This is a genomic window from Kitasatospora sp. NPDC018058, assembly GCF_044327205.1.
Taxonomy (GTDB): domain Bacteria; phylum Actinomycetota; class Actinomycetes; order Streptomycetales; family Streptomycetaceae; genus Kitasatospora.
This window is the reverse complement of sequence record NZ_JBIRFA010000013.1, coordinates 92,947-110,609: the sequence shown is the minus strand read 5'-3', so window position 1 is coordinate 110,609 and position 17,663 is coordinate 92,947. Positions and strand designations below refer to the sequence as shown.

Here is a 17,663-nt window from a genome sequence, read left to right as displayed (position 1 = left end):
CGTAACCCCCGCACGCCGGGTCGGGAGTTGCGGAAAACGGGGCGGCTCGTACCCGCACCTGCCTACGCTGGCGGCGTGACGGACTCCCTGAGCACCTCTGCGGGCGCCTATCTGCGCCATCCCCATCTGCACGGTGACCTGGTCACCTTCGTCGCCGAGGACGACCTCTGGCTGGCCCCGCTGGGCGGTGGCCGGGCCTGGCGGCTGACGGCCGATCACCTGCCGGTGCACCACCCCCGGTTCTCCCCGGACGGGCGGCACATCGCCTTCTCCTCCACCCGGGACGGTGCCCCCGAGGTGCACGTGGTGTCGGTGGACGGCGGGCCGTCCCGGCGGCTCACCCACTGGGGCAGCGAGCAGACCCGGGTGCAGGGCTGGACGGCCGACGGCCGCCCGATCGCCACCACCGGCGCCGGCGAGGCCAGTGAGCGCCGCAGCTGGGCGCACGCGGTGCCGCTGGACGGCGGCGAGGCGGTGCGGCTGCCGTACGGGCCGGTCGGCGGGCTCGCCTTCGAGCCGGACGGGGAGAGGGTGCTGCTGGTCACCGTCAACAACCGCGAGCCGGCCTGGTGGAAGCGCTACCGGGGCGGCCGGGCGGGCAAGTTGTGGCTCGGCCGGGACGAATTCACCCGCGTGCACGAGGAGTTGGGCGGGCAGCTCGACTCCCCGCTGTGGGTGGCCGGTTCTCCCCAGGGCGGTCGGATCGCCTTCCTGTCCGACCACGAGGGCGTCGGCGAGCTGTGGTCCAGCCGCCCGGACGGCTCCGACCTGCGCCGCCACACCGGTGACCCGGACGGCTTCTACGCCCGCAACGCGAGCACCGACGGCACCCGGGTCGTCCTCCACCGTGCCGGCGACCTGTGGCTGCTGGACGACCTGGACAGCGCCGAGCCGCGCCGCCTGGACATCCGGCTGGCCGGCTCGCGCACCGGCCGCCGCCCCCGCCCGGTGCACGCCGCGCACTGGCTGGAGTCCGTCGCCCCCGACCGCACCGGCCGGGCCGGCGCCGTGGTGGTGCGCGGCAGCGTGCACTGGCTGACCCACCGCGAGGGCCCGGCCCGGGTGCTGGACGAGACCCCGGGCGTGCGCGCGCGGCTGGCCCGGGTGGTGCCGGGCGAGGACGGCGCCCAGGGCGTGCTCTGGGTGTCCGACGCCGAAGGCGAGGACGCGCTGGAGTATGCCCCGGCCGTGCACGGCGCCGAGCGGCGCCGGCTGGCCGCCGGGCGGCTCGGCCGGGTCAACTCGCTGGTGGTCTCCCCGGACGGCAAGCAGGCGGCGCTGGGCGTGCACGACGGACGGGTGCTGCTGGTGGCGCTGGCCGACGGCGCCGTGCACGAGCTGGAGCGCAGCACCGACGGCGAGGTGAGCGGGCTGGCGTTCAGCCCGGACTCGGCCTGGCTGGCCTGGTCCCGCCCGGTGCACGGGGTGGGCCCGTACTCGTTGCGCCAGATCGTGCTGGCCAACCTGGCCACCCGCACCGTCAGCGAGGTCACCCAGCAGCGCTTCATCGACACCTCGCCCGCCTTCACCGCGGACGGCCGCTACCTGGCCTTCCTGTCGGTGCGCAACTTCGACCCGGTCTACGACGCGCACGTCTTCGACCTGTCCTTCCCGAACGGCTGCCGCCCGTACCTGATCACGCTGGCCGCCGACACGCCGTCCCCGTTCGGACCGCAGCGGGCCGGGCGGCCGCTCGGCGGGGAGGAGGACGAGCCCAAGGCGCGGAAGGCGGACGGCGAGGAGGGCGGGGCCGAGGCCGCCCCGGCGACCAGGGTGGACCTGGACGGCATCGCCGACCGGATCGTCCCGTTCCCGGTCGAGGGCGGCCGGTTCCACACGCTGCGCGCCGCCAAGGACGGCGTGCTGTGGACCAGGGTGCCGCTGCTCGGCGAACTCGGCGACGAGGCGGCCTCGCTGGACGACGAGCGGCCGCGCCCGGTGCTGGAGCGCTTCGACCTCAGGAAGCGCCGCGCCGAGCAACTGGTGCACGGCGTCGACGGGTTCGCGGTCAGCGGGGACGGCACCCGGGTGGCCGTGCTGGACGAGGGCGAGCTGCGGATCGTCCCGGCCGACCACAAGGCGGGCGGCGAGGACGACGAGACCGCCGTCGACCTCGCCCGGCTGCGGGTGACCGTCGACCCGGCCGCCGAGTGGCGCCAGATGTACGCCGAGAACGGCCGGCTGATGCGGGACAACTTCTGGCGCCCGGACCTGGGCGGCGTGGACTGGGCCGCGGTACTGGAGCGTTACCGGCCGCTGGTCGAGCGGGTCGGCTCGCACGACGAACTGGTCGACCTGCTCTGGGAGGTGCACGGCGAACTCGGCACCTCGCACGCCTACGTGATCCCCCACGGCCGCTACACCGAGCCGGCCCGGCGCCAGGGCCTGCTGGGTGCGGACCTGGTCAAGGACGGTGGGCAGTGGCGGATCGCCCGGATCCTGCCCGGCGAGTCCTCCGACCCCCGGGCCCGGTCGCCGCTGGCCGCGCCGGGCGCCGCGATCCGCCCGGGCGACGCGGTGCTGGCCGTCAACGGCCGCCCGGTGGACCCGGTCACCGGCCCGGCGCCGCTGCTGGCCGGCACCGCCGGGCAGCCGGTCGAGCTGACCGTGGCCGGCAAGGACGGCACCGACCAGCGCAACCCGGTGGTCGTCCCGCTCGCCGACGAGGAGGCGCTGCGCTACCACGACTGGGTGGCCGGGCGGCGGGCCGCGGTGCGCGAGCTGTCCGGCGGCCGGCTCGGCTACCTGCACATCCCGGACATGCAGACGGCCGGCTGGGCCCAGCTGCACCGCGACCTGACCACCGAGATGGCCAAGGAGGGCGTGATCGTCGACGTCCGGGACAACCGGGGCGGCCACACCTCGCAGTTGGTGATCGAGAAGCTGGCCCGCCGGATCGTCGGCTGGGACGTCATCCGGGACACCGACCACCCGGTGCCCTACCCGATGGACGCCCCGCGCGGGCCGGTGGTCGCGCTCGCCAACGAGCTGTCCGGCTCGGACGGCGACATCGTCAACGCCGCCATCCAGGCGCTCGGGATCGGCCCGGTGGTCGGCACCCGCACCTGGGGCGGGGTGATCGGCATCGACAGCCGCTACCGGCTGGTCGACGGCACCCTGGTCACCCAGCCCAAGTATTCGTTCTGGCTGGAGAACTACGGCTGGGGCGTGGAGAACCACGGCGTCGACCCGGACGTCGAGGTGCCGTTCGCCCCGCACCACTGGGCGGCCGGCGAGGACCCGCAGCTGGCCGAGGGCGTGCGGATCGCCCTGGCGGCCCTGGCGCAGACCCCGGCCCGGACGGCGCCGCCGCTGCCCTGGGCGTGACGATGTGAAGGTGAGGAGCGGGAAGTCGGTGGGGCCGACTCCCCGCTCCGGGGCCTGGGTAGGATGCGGGGCTGTCCTTGATCGGGATCTTGATCGACAGCTCACGGGGGAGCACATGGCGCAGGGCTATCCGCCGCCGCAGTACCCGCAGAACGGCTACGGGCAGCAGCCGCCGCAGAACGGCTACGGGCCGAACCCGTACGCGCAGGGGCCGTACGCCCAGCCGCCGCAGCCCCAGCCGTACGCCCAGCCGCCGCAGCCGTACGGCCGGAACCCGTACCCGCCGCACGGCCAGAGCCCCTACCCACAGGCGCAGCCCGCGCTCCCGCCGTGTCCCAAGGAGGCGGGCGGCGGTCGGCGCTTCCTGGCGATCGTGCTCGACTTCGTCCTCGCGGTCGGCCTCGGCTTCGCCGCCGCCAACGCCGCTGACGCGGCGAGCCGCCCCAAGCCGGTCGCGCACGCGGCCGGCCACGCCGTCCACCACAGCAGCGGCCCGGCGGTGCCCTACTTCGTGACGCTGCTGGGGGTCGGCCTGCTCGCCTCGTTCCTCAACCAGGTGGTGCTCGCCCGGCTCACCGGCTTCAGCGTGGGCAAGGGGATCCTGGCCATGCGGGTGGTGCGCCGAAAGCGCGTCATGCGCCCCAACACGTGGCGGCTAACCCGGCGTTGGCTGCTCGGCTTCGTCTATCTGGCGGTCGTCTTCCTCTCCGAGGACTTCGAGGTGTCGGAAGGGGACATCGTCGGCATGCGCTCGGTGCGCTGGAAGCACCTGCAGGAGTATCAGCAAGCGGTCGGACGGCTCGGCTAGGCTGCGCCCGTACGGCCCACGAACCCACTGACGCGAGGAGAAGCCGATGGCCGGCGAGCCGCAGCCCGACTGCCTGTTCTGCAAGATCGTGGCGGGCGAGATCCCGGCGACCGTGGTGCGCAAGACCGAGCGCACCCTCGCCTTCCGCGACATCGCCCCCAAGGCCCCCATGCACGTCCTGGTCATCCCGCACGTCCACTACCCGAACGCCGCCGCGCTGGCCGCGGCCGAGCCGGAGATCGCCGGCGAACTGCTCGCCGAGGCGGGCGCGGTGGCCAGGGACGAGGGCATCGAGGACTACCGGCTGATCTTCAACACCGGTGCGGGCGCCGGGCAGACCGTCTTCCACGCCCACGTCCACCTGCTCGGCGGCACGCACATGACCGAGAGCATGGTCTGACCTACGTGTCCCAGCGCGAACTCGTCGTCCTCGGCACCGCCAGCCAGGTGCCCACCCGGCACCGCAACCACAACGGCTACCTGCTGCGCTGGGACGGCGAGGGCCTGCTCTTCGACCCCGGCGAGGGCACCCAGCGGCAGATGCTGCACGCCGGGGTCTCGGCCACCCAGATCACCCGGATCGCGGTGACCCACTTCCACGGCGACCACTGCCTGGGCCTCGCCGGGGTGATCCAGCGGATCAACCTCGACCGCGTCCCGCACCCGGTCGACGTCTACTTCCCGGCCTCCGGCGAGGTCTACTTCGAGCGGCTGCGGCACGCCACCGCGTACCACGAGACGGCCGTGCTGCGGCCCCGGCCGATCGACGAGCCGGGCCCGCTGCCCGCCCCCGGCGCCCGCTTCGCGCTGGACGCGATCCGGTTGGACCACCCCGTGGAGTCCTTCGGCTACCGGCTGTCCGAGCCGGACGGCCGCCGCCTGGTGCCCGAGCGGCTCGCCGGGTTCGGCGTCTTCGGCCCGGCGGTGGGCCGGCTGCAGCACGAGGGCGCGATCGAGGTGGACGGCCGGACGGTCACCCTGGACCAGGTCAGCGAGCCCAGGCTCGGCCAGAAGTTCGCCTTCGTGATGGACACCCGGCTCTGCGAGGGCGTGTACCGGCTCGCCGAGGGCGCCGACCTGCTGGTGGTCGAGGCGACCTTCACCGACGCCGACGCCCACCTCGCCGAGGACCACGGCCACCTCACCGCGGGCCAGGCCGCCAAGGCCGCCGCCGAGGCGGGCGTGCGCACCCTGGTGCTGACCCACTTCTCCCAGCGCTACCCGGACCTCGGCCAGCACCTGGCCGACGCCCGCAAGCACTTCGACGGGGAGCTGGTGCTCGCCGCCGACCTCGCCCGGGTGCCGGTTCCCGCCCGCCGCCATCCGTGAACGGCACCGAAAAACCCCGAGGCCGCATCCATCAAGAACGAAAAGGGCTCGCGTCGTCCTCCGATCTGCCGCAGCATCGTCGGGTGCGGCCCCGCCGCCCGCCGCAGCGATCACGCTCGCGGCGTACCCTGGTGCCCCGGAGAGACCGAGCGGCACACGACACCACGGATGGGATGAGGCAGGCCCCAGCGCCGACCTATGAGTGACACATCGCAGACCCGTACCGACGGACAGTCACGCCCCGAACCGGCCGACGACGGCCGCGTGAGCGCCCGGATCGTCATCCCCGAGAAGCACCCGATGGTCACCCTGCTCGGCACGGCGGACTCGCTGCTGCGCGTGATCGAGCAGGGCTTCCCCGCCGCCGACATCCACGTCCGCGGCAACGAGGTGACCGCCACCGGGGTCCGTGCCGAGGTCGCCCTCGTGCAGAAGCTCTTCAGCGAGATGATGCTGGTGCTGCGCACCGGCCAGCCCCTGACGGAGGACGCCGTGGAGCGCTCGATCGCCATGCTCCGCAGCCAGGAGGAGGACCCGGACTCCCCGGCCCCGTCGCAGGTGTTCACCGCGAACATCCTGTCCAACCGCGGCCGCACGATCCGCCCCAAGACCCTCAACCAGCAGCGCTACGTCGACGCGATCGACAAGCACACCATCACCTTCGGCCTCGGCCCGGCCGGCACCGGCAAGACCTACCTGGCGATGGCCAAGGCCGTCCAGGCCCTGCAGGCCAAGGAGGTCAACCGGATCATCCTGACCCGCCCGGCGGTCGAGGCGGGCGAGCGGCTGGGCTTCCTGCCCGGCACCCTCTACGAGAAGATCGACCCGTACCTGCGCCCGCTGTACGACGCGCTGCACGACATGATCGACCCGGACTCCATCCCGCGCCTGATGGCGTCCGGCACCATCGAGGTCGCGCCGCTCGCGTACATGCGCGGCCGCACCCTCAACGACGCCTTCATCATCCTCGACGAGGCCCAGAACACCTCGCCCGAGCAGATCAAGATGTTCCTCACCCGCCTCGGGTTCAACTCCCGGGTGGTGGTCACCGGCGACACCACCCAGATCGACCTCCCGAGCGGCACCCGTAGCGGTCTCAAGGTCGTCCAGGAGATCCTGGCCGACGTGCCGGACATCCACTTCTCCGTCCTCACCAGCAACGACGTGGTCCGCCACAAGCTGGTCGGGCGGATCGTGGACGCCTACGAGCGCTGGGACGCCCGGCAGGAGGTCGAGGACAACGCCCCGACCGCCCGCAAGCCGGCCCAGCGGCGCCCCGGTAAGACGACCGCGGCGCGCGCACCCCGACAGTCCCATCGCACCGAAAGCTGAGCACACAGCCCGTCATGTCGATCGACATCGCCAACGAGTCCGGCTGGGACGCCGATGAGGAAGCCATCCTCGACGTCGCCCGCTTCGCCCTGGACAAGATGCGGATCCACCCGCAGTCCGAACTGTCCGTGATCCTGGTGGACGGTGCGGCGATGGAGGAGCTGCACATCCAGTGGATGGACCTGCCCGGCCCGACCGACGTGATGTCGTTCCCGATGGACGAGCTGCGTCCCGGCAAGGAGGGCGAGGAACTGCCGCAGGGCCTGCTCGGCGACATCGTGCTCTGCCCCGAGGTCGCCGAGCAGCAGGGCAAGGCGGCCCCCTCCAAGCACTCGATGGACGAGGAGCTGCAGCTGCTCACCGTCCACGGCGTGCTGCACGTCCTCGGCTACGACCACGAGGAGCCGGAGGAAGAGGAGGAGATGTTCGCCCTCCAGAAGCGCATCCTGGACGACTGGCGGGCGGGCCGCGGCCTCGGCGGCATCTCCCCGGCCCCCACCACCCACTGAGCGCGGAGCCCGAACCCCTGTGAGTGGTGAGAGTACGAGCTTCATCCTCGGCGCCGTGGCCCTGGTCGTGCTCGGCTGGTTGGCCGCGTGCGCCGAGGCGGGCATCTCCCGGGTCTCCCGGTTCCGGGCGGAGGAGGCCGTACGGAACGGGCGGCGCGGCTCCGCGCGGCTGCTGACCGTCGCCTCCGACCCGATCCGCTACCTCAACCTGGCGACCCTGATCCGGGTGGCCAGCGAGATGGCGGCGGCCGTCCTGGTCACCGCGGTGTGCGTGCGCAACATCCACCCGACCTGGCAGGCCGTGCTGCTGGCCTTCGGCGTGATGGTGCTGGTGTCCTTCGTCGCGGTGGGCGTCTCGCCGCGCACGATCGGGCGTCAGCACCCGATCTCCACCACCACCGCGGCCTCCTTCGTGCTGCTGCCGCTGGCCGCGGTGCTCGGCCCGATCCCGCGGCTGCTGATCCTGCTCGGCAACGCGCTCACCCCGGGCAAGGGTTACCGGGAGGGGCCGTTCGCCTCCGAGGCGGAGCTGCGGGCCCTGGTCGACCTCGCCGAGAAGGACGACCTGATCGAGGACGAGGAGCGCCGGATGGTGCACTCGGTCTTCGAGCTGGGCGACACCATCGTGCGCGAGGTGATGGTGCCGCGCACCGACCTGGTGATGATCGAGCGGCACAAGACCGTCCGGCAGGCGCTCACCCTGGCGCTGCGCTCGGGCTTCTCGCGGATCCCGGTGGTCGGCGACAACGAGGACGACGTGGTCGGCATCGTCTACCTCAAGGACCTGGTGCGCCGCACCCACATCAACCGCGAGGCGGAGGCCGAGGAGGTCGGCGCGGTGATGCGCCCGGCCGTCTTCGTGCCGGACTCCAAGCCGGCCGGCGACCTGCTGCGCGAGATGCAGCAGCGCCGCTCGCACGTCGCGATCGTGATCGACGAGTACGGCGGCACGGCCGGCCTGGTCACCATCGAGGACATCCTGGAGGAGATCGTCGGCGAGATCACCGACGAGTACGACCGGGAGGTCGCGCCGATCGAGGACCTCGGCGACGGCTCGTACCGGGTCACCGCCCGTCTGCTGGTGGAGGACCTGGGCGAGCTGTTCGGCATCGAGCTGGAGGACGAGGACGTCGAGACCGTCGGCGGTCTGCTGGCCAAGCACCTCGGCCGGGTGCCGATCCCCGGTTCCTCCTGCGAGATCCCGCTGCCCGACTCCGACGACACCGGCCTGACCGGCATCCTGCTGACCGCCGAGTCCTCGGCCGGGCGGCGCAACCGGATCGGCTCGATGGTCGCCTCGCCCGTGCGCTGGACGGCCGAGGCGGCGGAGACCGCGGGCGAGTAGCGGGTCCGGGGCCGCCGCGCGACCATGGAGGGCATGACGCACAAACTTCGCGCGGAGTACGGCCCGCAGGGGACGGCCGGCGGGGTGAAGTCCTGGCACGTGGTGCGGGACGGCGACCTGTCGACGGCGCTCTGCGGACGGACCATGCCGGACGACGTCGAGACGCGGCCGGAGGAGGACTGGGGCACCGGGCTGCGCTGCTGCCAGCAGTGCGGCTCGCTCTACATGCACGAGGTACCCCACATGCAGGGGAGCCACCCGTACAGCTAGGCCGTGGTCGAGCCCAGGAGGTCGCCATGAAGCTGCAAGACGAACTGCCCGTCGACCACAAGCTCGTCACGGTCTGGCGGATCGGGGCGGGGCTCGGAGGGGTCTTCCTGATCGTGTTCGGGAGCCTGGGGCTTGCCGACCACCCGAGCTTCCTGGACACGAGGGGTGACGAGATCGGCGGGCTGTCGACCAACGGCGCGCTGGCCATCCTGTCCATCGTGGTGGGCGCGATCCTGGTGCTCGGGGCGGTCATCGGCGGGAACTTCGCATCCAACCTCAACATGGTGGTCGGTGTGCTGTTCGTGCTCTCCGGCTTCTACGGGCTGGCGGTGCTCGGGCGGTCGGACGCGAACATCCTGAACTTCCGGATGTCGAACGTGCTGTTCGCGTTCCTGTTCGGGATCGTCATCACCACCTTCGGGATGTACGGCCGGGTGAGCAGTCACCTGCCGCACGACAACCCGTTCTGGCGCGAGCGGATCAAGCGCGAGGAGCCGTTGCCCTCCGGGCCGAAGACCTTCGTCAAGATCATGAACCCCAACCCCGGGCGGACCCACCCGGTCGGCCACTGATCCGCAGCTACTCGCCCGCTCGCCTCCGGGCGCTCGGGATCCGGGGCCGACGGTCGGCGCTTGTGCCCCGCTTGTCGCTTCTCCCTTTCGGCACCGGCGCGTCCTTCGGCTCGGGGCGGCGGCCTATGCTCGGCGGCATGAGTGACATCGTCGAGCTCGACCCCGAAGACAAGAAGATCATCACCCTGGCCCGCTCGGCCCGCGCCCGCAACGGCGTGCCCGAGGGGGCCGCGGTGCGTGACGAGACCGGTCGCACCTACGTGGCCGGGACGGTCGCGCTGGAGTCGCTGAAGCTGAGCGCGCTGCAGACGGCGGTGGCGATGGCGGTGGCCAGCGGCGCGAAGTCGCTGGAGGCGGCCGCCGTGGTGAGCGAGGCCGAGCAGCCGGCCGAGGCCGACCTGGCCGCCGTACGGGACCTGGGCGGGGCCGGGACGCCGGTGCTGCTGGCCGGGCCGGACGGGACGCTGCGGGTGTCGGCCGAGGCCCGCTGAGAGGTCTCGGCGGGTCGTACCGCGGGCACTGCCCCCATGGCCGTGCCGCGCGGGCACCGCCCCCATGTGCTCAGCCGATAATCTCACCAGGGGAGTGGACTCGGTGAGGGGACTGGGGCATGGGGGCGTTGGCGTTCATCGCCGGGCTGCTGCTGTTCGTGATGGGGATGGGCAAATGGCAGGAGACCGACTCGCCGGCCTGGCTCTGGGGCTCGATCGGCTTCCTGGTGCTGCTGGTGGTGTTCTCGCTGATCGGGCGGGGCGACGACGAGGGCTGAGCGCCGCCTGAACCCGGGCCCGGACCGCGGGGCTCCGGTGATCAGGGAGAATGGAGCCCATGAATGCCCCTTCCTCCTCGTACCGCTCCGGGTTCGCGTGCTTCGTCGGCCGCCCCAACGCGGGCAAGTCGACCCTGACCAACGCCCTGGTGGGGACGAAGGTCGCGATCACCTCCGACCGCCCGCAGACCACCCGGCACACCGTGCGCGGCATCGTGCACCGCCCGGACGCCCAGCTCGTGCTGGTCGACACCCCCGGTCTGCACAAGCCGCGCACCCTGCTCGGCGAACGCCTCAACGACCTGGTCCGCACCACCTGGGCCGAGGTCGACGTGATCGGCTTCTGCCTCCCCGCCGACCAGAAGATCGGCCCCGGCGACAAGTTCATCGCCAAGGAGATCGCCGGGATCAAGAAGACCCCCAAGGTCGCCATCGTCACCAAGACCGACCTGGTCGACTCCAAGCGCCTGGCCGAGCAGCTCATCGCCATCCACCAGCTCGGGATCGAGCTGGGCTTCGAGTGGGCCGAGATCATCCCGGTCTCCGCGGTCGGCGACAAGCAGGTCGAGCTGGTCGCCGACCTGCTCACCAAGCTGCTGCCGGAGGGCGACCAGCTCTACCCGGACGGCGACCTCACCGACGAGCCCGAGCAGATCATGGTCGCCGAGCTGATCCGCGAGGCCGCGCTGGAGGGCGTGCGCGACGAACTGCCGCACTCGCTGGCCGTCGTGGTCGAGGAGATGCTGCCGCGCGAGGGCCGCCCCGCGGACCGCCCGCTGCTGGACATCCACGCCAACGTCTACGTCGAGCGGCAGAGCCAGAAGGCCATCGTCATCGGCGCCAAGGGCTCCCGCCTCAAGCACGTCGGCAGCACCGCCCGCAAGCACATCGAGGCGCTGCTCGGCACCCCGGTCTACCTGGACCTGCACGTCAAGGTGGCCAAGGACTGGCAGCGCGACCCCAAGCAGCTGCGCAAGCTCGGCTTCTGACGAGGGATCCGGCAACGCCGCGAGCGCACACCCGCGGGTGCCGCGCGGGGGTCACGCGCCCTCGCGCAGCACCAGCGACACCAGCTCGCGCTGCGAGTCGGTGAGCTTGGGGTCGGCGCAGTACACCGTCCGGCTGTCGACGGTGATCTCGTAGTGGAAGCCGTCCGGCACCCCGTACGAGGGCGCGCGCAGCCCGCCGGCGACGGCCTCGCGGGCGAGCGCGTGGACGTGCGGGGCGTCCACGCGCTCGGCGGTGTCGAGCTCCGCGTGGCGGACGATTCCGGCGAGGCCGCCGGTCCGGGTCACCTGGATACGCATGGTGTCCATGGTGCTACGCAGGGAAGGCCGGTGCGGCGCTTTTCCCGGACCGTGACCTTCGGGGCCCGCCCGGCGGGCCCTCGCCCGATCCGACGGAGCCCACCGGACGGGCCCGGGGCCCACCTCGAACAGGCATCGTTCAGCCCGGGCTGACCCCCACCTGCGCCCAGGCGGCCGTCACGGTGTCCGCGATCGAGGACTGGTCGGGGTAACGGGCCTTGGCGGCGGCCACGGTGGCCCGGGCGAAGGCGGTGAAGTCGGCGTCGGCGGGCAGCCGGCGGCCGGTCAGCGCGTCGTACCAGATCCGCCCGGCGTGGTCCCAGGCCTGGCCGCCGAGGGCGGAAGCCAGCAGGTAGAACGCGTGGTTGGGGATGCCGGAGTTGATGTGCACCCCGCCGTTGTCCTCCGAGGTCTGGACGTAGTCCCGCATGTGCGCGGGCTGCGGGTCCTTGCCGAGCTGCGGGTCGTCGTAGGCGGTGCCGGGGGCCTTCATCGAGCGCAGCGCCACGCCCTGGATCCCGGGGGCGAGCAGCCCGGCGCCGATCAACCAGTCGGCGTCGGCGGCGTTCTGGTGCAGCGCGTACTGCTTGACCAGCGAGCCGAAGACGTCGGAGATCGACTCGTTGAGCGCGCCGGGCTGGTCCTGGTACTCCAGCCCGGCGGTGAACTGGGTGACACCGTGGGTGAGTTCGTGGCCGATGACGTCGACGCAGGCGGTGAAGTCGCCGAAGATCTCGCCGTCGCCGTCGCCGAAGACCATCCGCTGGCCGTTCCAGAAGGCGTTGTCGTAGTTCTGGCCGTAGTGCACGCTGGCGTCCAGGCGCAGCCCCTGGCCGTCGATCGAGTCGCGGCCGAAGACGTCGGCGTACAGCGCGAAGGTGGCGCCGAGGCCGTCGTAGGCGTGGTTCACGGAGGCGTCGGCGGCCGGGGCCTGGCCCTCGGTGCGGACGGTGCGGCCGGGCAGCCGCTGGTTGTGGCCGGCGTCGGCGATCACCCGGTTGAGGCCCGGGTTCGCGGGGACCGGCGGGGGAGAGGCGAGGCGGGCCGCGCGGTGGGCGGCGTCGAGGGCGAGGGAGCGGACGGCGGGCTCGTGACCGGCCTCGGCGAGGCGGTCCAGGACGTACGGCGGGACGATCGCGCAGAGCGGGACTCCGGCAGTCATGGTCATGTGGCCCAGGGTGAGGCCTCGGTGACCGGTTGTCATCACTTTTGGCATGACCGGTCGGCGTCTCAAGGAGTGGAACGGAAGCCCGGATCACTTCGGGGGCGCGCGGCCCTGGGTTACGCTGGGGCATCATGCGCAACGGGCTGCTTCTTCTTAGCTGCCGCGTCGAGGGCCTGTAGTCCCCAGGGGCCGGCTCCCTCGCCGCGGGGAACGAGCTGTGCGCGGAAACGGCGATCCGATGGCGAATCGCGAGCGGCAGCAGAGGCCGGCCAGTCGGTGTTGATCCATCCCGACCCGCCCCGCACCACGCATCCACAGGAAGCCGAGAGTCACCTCCATGACCGAGCAGACCTCCGCCGCGTCCGTCCCCGCCGCTCGCGCCTTCGTCGACCGGCCCACCCCGATCACCGCCGCCTCCGTGCGCCAGCAGCCCTCGGGCATGCGGTACGGGCGTTACCTGCCGTTCGGCACCGTCGACCTGCCGGACCGCACCTGGCCGGACAAGGTGATCACCAAGGCGCCGCGCTGGCTCTCCACGGACCTGCGGGACGGCAACCAGGCGCTGATCGACCCGATGTCCCCGGCCCGCAAGCGCAAGATGTTCGACCTGCTGGTGCAGATGGGCTACAAGGAGATCGAGGTCGGCTTCCCGTCGTCCGGGGCCACCGACCACGCCTTCGTGCGGTCGCTGATCGAGGAGGGGGCGATCCCGGAGGACGTCACCATCTCGGTGCTGACCCAGGCCCGCGAGGAGCTGATCGAGAAGACCGTGGAGTCGCTGGTCGGCGCCCCGCGGGCGACCGTCCACCTGTACAACGCGACCGCGCCGCTGTTCCGCCGGGTGGTGTTCCGCAACGACAAGGCGGCCACCAAGGCGATCGCCGTCGACGGCACCCGGCTGGTGATGGAGTACGCCGAGAAGCTGCTGGGCGACGACACCGTCTTCGGCTACCAGTACTCGCCGGAGATCTTCGTGGACACCGAGCTGGACTTCGCGCTGGAGGTCTGCGAGGCGGTGATGGACGTCTGGCAGCCGGGCGAGGGCCGCGAGATCATCCTGAACCTGCCGGCCACCATCGAGCGGGCCACCCCGAACGTCCAGGCCGACCAGTTCGAGTGGATGTCGCGCCACCTGTCCCGCCGCGAGTCCGTCTGCCTGTCGGTGCACCCGCACAACGACCGCGGCACGGCCGTCGCCTCTGCCGAGCTGGCCTACATGGCGGGTGCGGACCGGATCGAGGGCTGCCTGTTCGGGCAGGGCGAGCGAACCGGCAACGTCGACCTGGTGACGCTGGGGATGAACCTGTTCTCGCAGGGCATCGACCCGCAGATCGACTTCTCCGACATCGACGAGGTGCGCCGCACCGCCGAGTACTGCAACCAGATGGAGGTGCACCCCCGCCACCCGTACGCCGGCGACCTGGTGTACACCTCCTTCTCCGGCTCGCACCAGGACGCCATCAAGAAGGGCTTCGACGTCCTGGAGGCGGACGCCAGGGCGGCCGGGGTGCCGGTGGACGAGCACACCTGGGGCGTGCCGTACCTGCCGATCGACCCGAAGGACGTCGGCCGCACCTACGAGGCGGTCATCCGGGTCAACAGCCAGTCCGGCAAGGGCGGTGTGGCGTACGTCCTGAAGAACGACCACAAGCTGGACCTGCCGCGCCGGATGCAGATCGAGTTCTCCCGGATCATCCAGGCCAAGACCGATGCCGAGGGCGGCGAGGTCACCCCGGCGGAGATCTGGCGGGTCTTCGAGGACGAGTACCTGCCGACCCCGGCCAACCCGTGGGGCCGGCTGTCGCTGACCGGGTCGCGCACCCTGACCACCGAGGACGGCCGGGACGCGCTGACCGCCGAGGCCGTGGTGGACGGCGCGACGGTGACCCTGAGCGGTGCCGGCAACGGCCCGGTCTCGGCCTTCGCGGACGCGCTGGCCCGGATCGGCGTGGACGTACGCGTGCTGGACTACGCCGAGCACGCGCTGAGCGAGGGCGGCGACGCCCAGGCGGCCGCGTACGTGGAGTGCGCGGTGGACGGCAAGGTGCTGTGGGGCGTGGGCATCGACGGCAACACCGTGCTGGCCTCGCTGAAGGCGATGATCAGCGCCGTCAACCGTTCGCAGCGCGCGTGATTCGTACGGGTGGTACGCGAAGGGTCGTTCGCAGGGGCGGCCCTTCGCCGCGTGTGGCATGCGCTGTGTTCTCCGCCACATTTTTTCGGGCCGGAAGCCGTTCGGGGTACTGACACGTGCCGGTAACCGTGGCAACATCGATCCACCGGAAAGCCGGGTCGGTGGGACGGCCTCGGTGTCCGGTCGCGTGACCTGCCCATAGTCGTGCAGGCCGCCTGCCATGTGTGGGGAGTGGCGCCGTGACCAGGTTGTGGGGTGTTCGCCCGCGGTGGCGGACTGACGTTCTCGGTGACTTCTTCTGCCCGGGCTGCGGCGGGGACCGCAACTACCGCCGGCAGCACGGTCGGCGGTGGCTGCGGCTCCTGGGGGCCCCGGTGGTCCCGCTCGGGCCGGTGATCGGCAGTGTGCAGTGCACCGGCTGCCACGGCCGGTACGGCGTCGAGGCCCTGGAGCAGCCCACCAGCGTGCGCCTCGGCGGGATGCTGCGGGACGGCCAGTACACCGTCGCGCTGGCCCTGCTGGCGGCCGGCGGCACCGCCCACCGGGCGGCCCGCGAGGCGGCCTGCGCGACGGTGCGCGAGGCCGGGTTCGAGGACTGCGGCGAGGCCCAGGTGCTGGCCGCGCTCGCCGCGTTGTCCGGGCTCGGCGGCGAACTGTACGACGCCCACGGGATGGCCGGCGGCCTCGCCGTGGAGCTGCACGCGGTGCTCGAACCGCTCGCCCCGCACCTGGCCCGGCAGGGCCGTGAGCGCCTGCTGCTGCAGGGCGCCGCGATCGCCCTGGCGGACGGGCGCTACCTGCCCGAGGAGCGCGAGGCGCTGGTCGCGGTCGGGCGCTGCCTGGACCTGCCGCAGCCCGCGGTCACGGAGCTGCTGGAGGCGGCGACCCGGGCGCCGTACGAGAACCTCTAGACCCCCCTCTGGACCCGTCCCGGCCGTAGACCTTTCGAATCCCCCACAAACGGGCCCGACCCCCCTCCGGGCCCGCCGTGACCCGCATCGCAGTGGTCCTCCCCCACGGCCCCGGTGCGGGCACCACGGCTGCCCGACGACGGGTGCCCCGGCCGCCCCCGCGGCTGGGGGAGAATGGACCGCATGAGTCTTTTCCGGGACGACGGCGTCGTGTTGCGGGCGCAGAAGCTCGGCGAGGCCGATCGGATCATCACCCTGCTGACCCGCCAGCACGGCAAGGTGCGGGCGGTGGCGCGCGGGGTGCGCAAGACCAAGTCCAAGTTCGGCGCCCGCCTGGAGCCGTTCTCGCACGTGGACGTGCAGTTCTTCAGCCGGGGGAGCGAACTGGTCGGGCGCGGGCTGCCGCTGTGCACCCAGGTGGAGACCATCGCCCCGTACGGCGGTTCGATCGTGACCGACTACGGCCGCTACACCGCCGGCACGGCGATGCTGGAGACGGCCGAGCGCTTCGCCGAGAACGAGGGCGAGCCGGCCGTCCAGCAGTACCTGCTGCTGGTGGGCGGGCTGCGCACGCTGGCGGCCGGGCTGCACGAGTCGCACCTGGTGCTGGATGCCTTCCTGCTGCGCTCGCTCGCGGTGAACGGGTACGGCGCGAGCTTCACGGACTGCGCCAAGTGCGGCCTGGACGGGCCGAACCGTTTCTTCTCGCTCCCGGCGGGCGGGGTGCTCTGCGCGGACTGCCGAGTGCCCGGATGTGCCGTACCCTCCCCTGAGACGCTGGTACTGCTCGGGGCACTGCTGTCAGGGGACTGGCAGACGGCCGACGCCTGCGAGCCGCGGTACTGGCGGGAGGGCAGCGGCCTGGTCGCGGCCTATCTGCAGTGGCACCTGGAGCGGGGCATCCGCTCGATGAGATACGTGGAGAAGTGAGCACATGGCAGCGCGACGGCTCTTCGGCGGCGGCAAGCAGCGGGCGTACGTTCCCCCGACCCCGCACCCCAGCGGCGCACGGCCCCCGAAGCTCCCCGGTGAGCTGGTCCCCAACCACGTCGCCATCGTGATGGACGGCAACGGCCGTTGGGCCAAGGAGCGTGGGCTGCCCCGCACCGAGGGCCACAAGGTCGGCGAGTCCGTCGTGCTGGACGTCCTCAGGGGCGCGATCGAGCTCGGGGTCAAGAACATCTCGCTGTACGCGTTCTCCACCGAGAACTGGAAGCGCTCGCCCGACGAGGTGAAGTTCCTGATGAACTTCAACCGCGACGTCATCCGCCGCCGCCGCGACGAGATGGACGCGATGGGCGTGCGGATCCGCTGGGCCGGCCGGATGCCCAAGCTGTGGAAGAGCGTCGTGCAGGAGCTGCAGGTCGCCGAGGAGCAGACCAAGGGCAATGACGCCGTGACGCTCTACATGTGCGTCAACTACGGTGGCCGGGCCGAGCTGGCCGACGCGGCGCAGGCGATCGCGCAGGAGGTCGCGGCCGGGCGGCTGGACCCGAAGAAGGTCAACGAGAAGACCCTCGCCAAGTACATGTACCACCCGGACATGCCGGACGTGGACCTCTTCCTGCGCCCCAGCGGCGAGCAGCGCACCTCCAACTTCCTGCTCTGGCAGTCCGCGTACGCCGAGTTCGTGTTCCAGGACGTGCTCTGGCCGGACTTCGACCGCCGCGACCTGTGGCGCGCCTGCGAGCAGTTCGCGATGCGCGACCGGCGCTTCGGCGGGGCGATCCCGAACGACGTCACCGGGTCGATGGGGCTGCCCGCCCAGCGCTGACGTCCGTGCTGACGCCGGTGTGCTGACGCCGGGTACGGCGAAGGGCCCGCGGGAGCGATCCCCGCGGGCCCTTCGCCGTTCGTCCGTACGGGCTGCCCCCGCACGGGCCGC

General features: G+C 72.2%; 18 protein-coding genes. 16 read left to right on the top strand and 2 right to left on the bottom strand.

Annotated features, from left to right (window positions below):
• Window positions 1–75 precede the first annotated feature (75 nt).
• The 12 genes from ACH4E7_RS20070 (at window position 76) to era (ending at window position 11,250) form a co-directional block, all read left to right on the top strand.
• A complete protein-coding gene (locus tag ACH4E7_RS20070) occupies window positions 76–3,327 on the top strand; it encodes a S41 family peptidase (protein ID WP_396250357.1) in 3,252 nt (1,083 codons plus the stop codon).
• A gap of 115 nt (window positions 3,328–3,442) precedes the next feature.
• Window positions 3,443–4,135, top strand: coding sequence for an RDD family protein (locus ACH4E7_RS20065; RefSeq protein WP_396250356.1), 693 nt, complete (start codon window positions 3,443–3,445; stop codon window positions 4,133–4,135).
• Between the two features lie 46 nt (window positions 4,136–4,181).
• A complete protein-coding gene (locus ACH4E7_RS20060) occupies window positions 4,182–4,535 on the top strand; it encodes a histidine triad nucleotide-binding protein (RefSeq protein ID WP_396250355.1) in 354 nt (117 codons plus the stop codon).
• Window positions 4,536–4,540: 5 nt separating this feature from the next.
• On the top strand, window positions 4,541–5,464 hold the full coding sequence (locus tag ACH4E7_RS20055; protein WP_396250354.1) for a ribonuclease Z: 924 nt from the start codon (window positions 4,541–4,543) through the stop codon (window positions 5,462–5,464).
• A gap of 198 nt (window positions 5,465–5,662) precedes the next feature.
• Complete coding sequence (locus ACH4E7_RS20050; protein WP_396250353.1) at window positions 5,663–6,796, top strand: PhoH family protein; 1,134 nt, start codon at window positions 5,663–5,665, stop codon at window positions 6,794–6,796.
• A 14-nt stretch (window positions 6,797–6,810) separates the two neighbouring features.
• Window positions 6,811–7,305, top strand: coding sequence for an rRNA maturation RNase YbeY (gene ybeY, locus ACH4E7_RS20045; protein ID WP_030061268.1), 495 nt, complete (start codon window positions 6,811–6,813; stop codon window positions 7,303–7,305).
• Window positions 7,306–7,324: 19 nt separating this feature from the next.
• On the top strand, window positions 7,325–8,650 hold the full coding sequence (locus ACH4E7_RS20040; protein WP_396250352.1) for a hemolysin family protein: 1,326 nt from the start codon (window positions 7,325–7,327) through the stop codon (window positions 8,648–8,650).
• Between the two features lie 33 nt (window positions 8,651–8,683).
• On the top strand, window positions 8,684–8,920 hold the full coding sequence (locus ACH4E7_RS20035) for a hypothetical protein (protein WP_396250351.1): 237 nt from the start codon (window positions 8,684–8,686) through the stop codon (window positions 8,918–8,920).
• A 26-nt stretch (window positions 8,921–8,946) separates the two neighbouring features.
• Window positions 8,947–9,492, top strand: coding sequence for a DUF4383 domain-containing protein (locus ACH4E7_RS20030; protein WP_396250350.1), 546 nt, complete (start codon window positions 8,947–8,949; stop codon window positions 9,490–9,492).
• Between the two features lie 137 nt (window positions 9,493–9,629).
• Window positions 9,630–9,983 (top strand): cytidine deaminase, encoded by a 354-nt coding sequence (locus ACH4E7_RS20025; RefSeq protein WP_355669472.1) that lies wholly within the window; start codon window positions 9,630–9,632, stop codon window positions 9,981–9,983.
• A gap of 119 nt (window positions 9,984–10,102) precedes the next feature.
• Complete coding sequence (locus tag ACH4E7_RS20020) at window positions 10,103–10,261, top strand: hypothetical protein (RefSeq protein ID WP_396250349.1); 159 nt, start codon at window positions 10,103–10,105, stop codon at window positions 10,259–10,261.
• Window positions 10,262–10,320: 59 nt separating this feature from the next.
• Entirely contained in the window at window positions 10,321–11,250 is a 930-nt protein-coding gene (gene era, locus ACH4E7_RS20015; RefSeq protein ID WP_396250348.1) for a GTPase Era, read from the top strand.
• 51 nt (window positions 11,251–11,301) lie between these two features.
• Here era and ACH4E7_RS20010 read toward each other — a convergent pair whose 3' ends face one another.
• Both ACH4E7_RS20010 and ACH4E7_RS20005 read right to left on the bottom strand, forming a co-directional pair.
• On the bottom strand, window positions 11,302–11,568 hold the full coding sequence (locus tag ACH4E7_RS20010) for a protealysin inhibitor emfourin (RefSeq protein ID WP_380613745.1): 267 nt from the start codon (window positions 11,566–11,568) through the stop codon (window positions 11,302–11,304).
• Between the two features lie 139 nt (window positions 11,569–11,707).
• Window positions 11,708–12,730, bottom strand: coding sequence for a M4 family metallopeptidase (locus ACH4E7_RS20005; RefSeq protein WP_396250452.1), 1,023 nt, complete (start codon window positions 12,728–12,730; stop codon window positions 11,708–11,710).
• Window positions 12,731–13,070: 340 nt separating this feature from the next.
• Here ACH4E7_RS20005 and leuA point away from each other — a divergent pair, with 340 nt between their 5' ends.
• The 4 genes from leuA to ACH4E7_RS19985 all read left to right on the top strand — a co-directional run bounded on the left by leuA (window position 13,071) and on the right by ACH4E7_RS19985 (window position 17,552).
• Window positions 13,071–14,867: a 2-isopropylmalate synthase gene (gene leuA / locus ACH4E7_RS20000; RefSeq protein WP_396250347.1), complete on the top strand. Its 1,797-nt coding sequence runs from the start codon at window positions 13,071–13,073 to the stop codon at window positions 14,865–14,867.
• Window positions 14,868–15,106: 239 nt separating this feature from the next.
• Complete coding sequence (locus ACH4E7_RS19995) at window positions 15,107–15,778, top strand: TerB family tellurite resistance protein (RefSeq protein WP_396250346.1); 672 nt, start codon at window positions 15,107–15,109, stop codon at window positions 15,776–15,778.
• Between the two features lie 183 nt (window positions 15,779–15,961).
• Entirely contained in the window at window positions 15,962–16,708 is a 747-nt protein-coding gene (gene recO / locus ACH4E7_RS19990; protein ID WP_355669466.1) for a DNA repair protein RecO, read from the top strand.
• Between the two features lie 4 nt (window positions 16,709–16,712).
• The gene (locus tag ACH4E7_RS19985) at window positions 16,713–17,552 is read left to right on the top strand and encodes an isoprenyl transferase (protein ID WP_396250345.1); all 840 of its coding nucleotides are present in this window, start codon (window positions 16,713–16,715) and stop codon (window positions 17,550–17,552) included.
• Window positions 17,553–17,663 lie beyond the last annotated feature (111 nt).

What these genes read in the sequence shown, in the direction of transcription:
- ACH4E7_RS20065 (WP_396250356.1), top strand. Translation starts at nt 3,443, where the DNA reads ATGGCGCAGGGCTATCCGCCGCCGCAGTACCCGCAGAACGGCTACGGG.
- ACH4E7_RS20060 (WP_396250355.1), top strand. Translation starts at nt 4,182, where the DNA reads ATGGCCGGCGAGCCGCAGCCCGACTGCCTGTTCTGCAAGATCGTGGCG.
- ACH4E7_RS20050 (WP_396250353.1), top strand. Translation starts at nt 5,663, where the DNA reads ATGAGTGACACATCGCAGACCCGTACCGACGGACAGTCACGCCCCGAA.
- ybeY (WP_030061268.1), top strand. Translation starts at nt 6,811, where the DNA reads ATGTCGATCGACATCGCCAACGAGTCCGGCTGGGACGCCGATGAGGAA.
- ACH4E7_RS20035 (WP_396250351.1), top strand. Translation starts at nt 8,684, where the DNA reads ATGACGCACAAACTTCGCGCGGAGTACGGCCCGCAGGGGACGGCCGGC.
- ACH4E7_RS20030 (WP_396250350.1), top strand. Translation starts at nt 8,947, where the DNA reads ATGAAGCTGCAAGACGAACTGCCCGTCGACCACAAGCTCGTCACGGTC.
- ACH4E7_RS20025 (WP_355669472.1), top strand. Translation starts at nt 9,630, where the DNA reads ATGAGTGACATCGTCGAGCTCGACCCCGAAGACAAGAAGATCATCACC.
- ACH4E7_RS20020 (WP_396250349.1), top strand. Translation starts at nt 10,103, where the DNA reads ATGGGGGCGTTGGCGTTCATCGCCGGGCTGCTGCTGTTCGTGATGGGG.
- era (WP_396250348.1), top strand. Translation starts at nt 10,321, where the DNA reads ATGAATGCCCCTTCCTCCTCGTACCGCTCCGGGTTCGCGTGCTTCGTC.
- ACH4E7_RS20010 (WP_380613745.1), bottom strand. Translation starts at nt 11,568, where the DNA reads ATGCGTATCCAGGTGACCCGGACCGGCGGCCTCGCCGGAATCGTCCGC.
- ACH4E7_RS20005 (WP_396250452.1), bottom strand. Translation starts at nt 12,730, where the DNA reads ATGACTGCCGGAGTCCCGCTCTGCGCGATCGTCCCGCCGTACGTCCTG.
- leuA (WP_396250347.1), top strand. Translation starts at nt 13,071, where the DNA reads ATGACCGAGCAGACCTCCGCCGCGTCCGTCCCCGCCGCTCGCGCCTTC.
- recO (WP_355669466.1), top strand. Translation starts at nt 15,962, where the DNA reads ATGAGTCTTTTCCGGGACGACGGCGTCGTGTTGCGGGCGCAGAAGCTC.
- ACH4E7_RS19985 (WP_396250345.1), top strand. Translation starts at nt 16,713, where the DNA reads ATGGCAGCGCGACGGCTCTTCGGCGGCGGCAAGCAGCGGGCGTACGTT.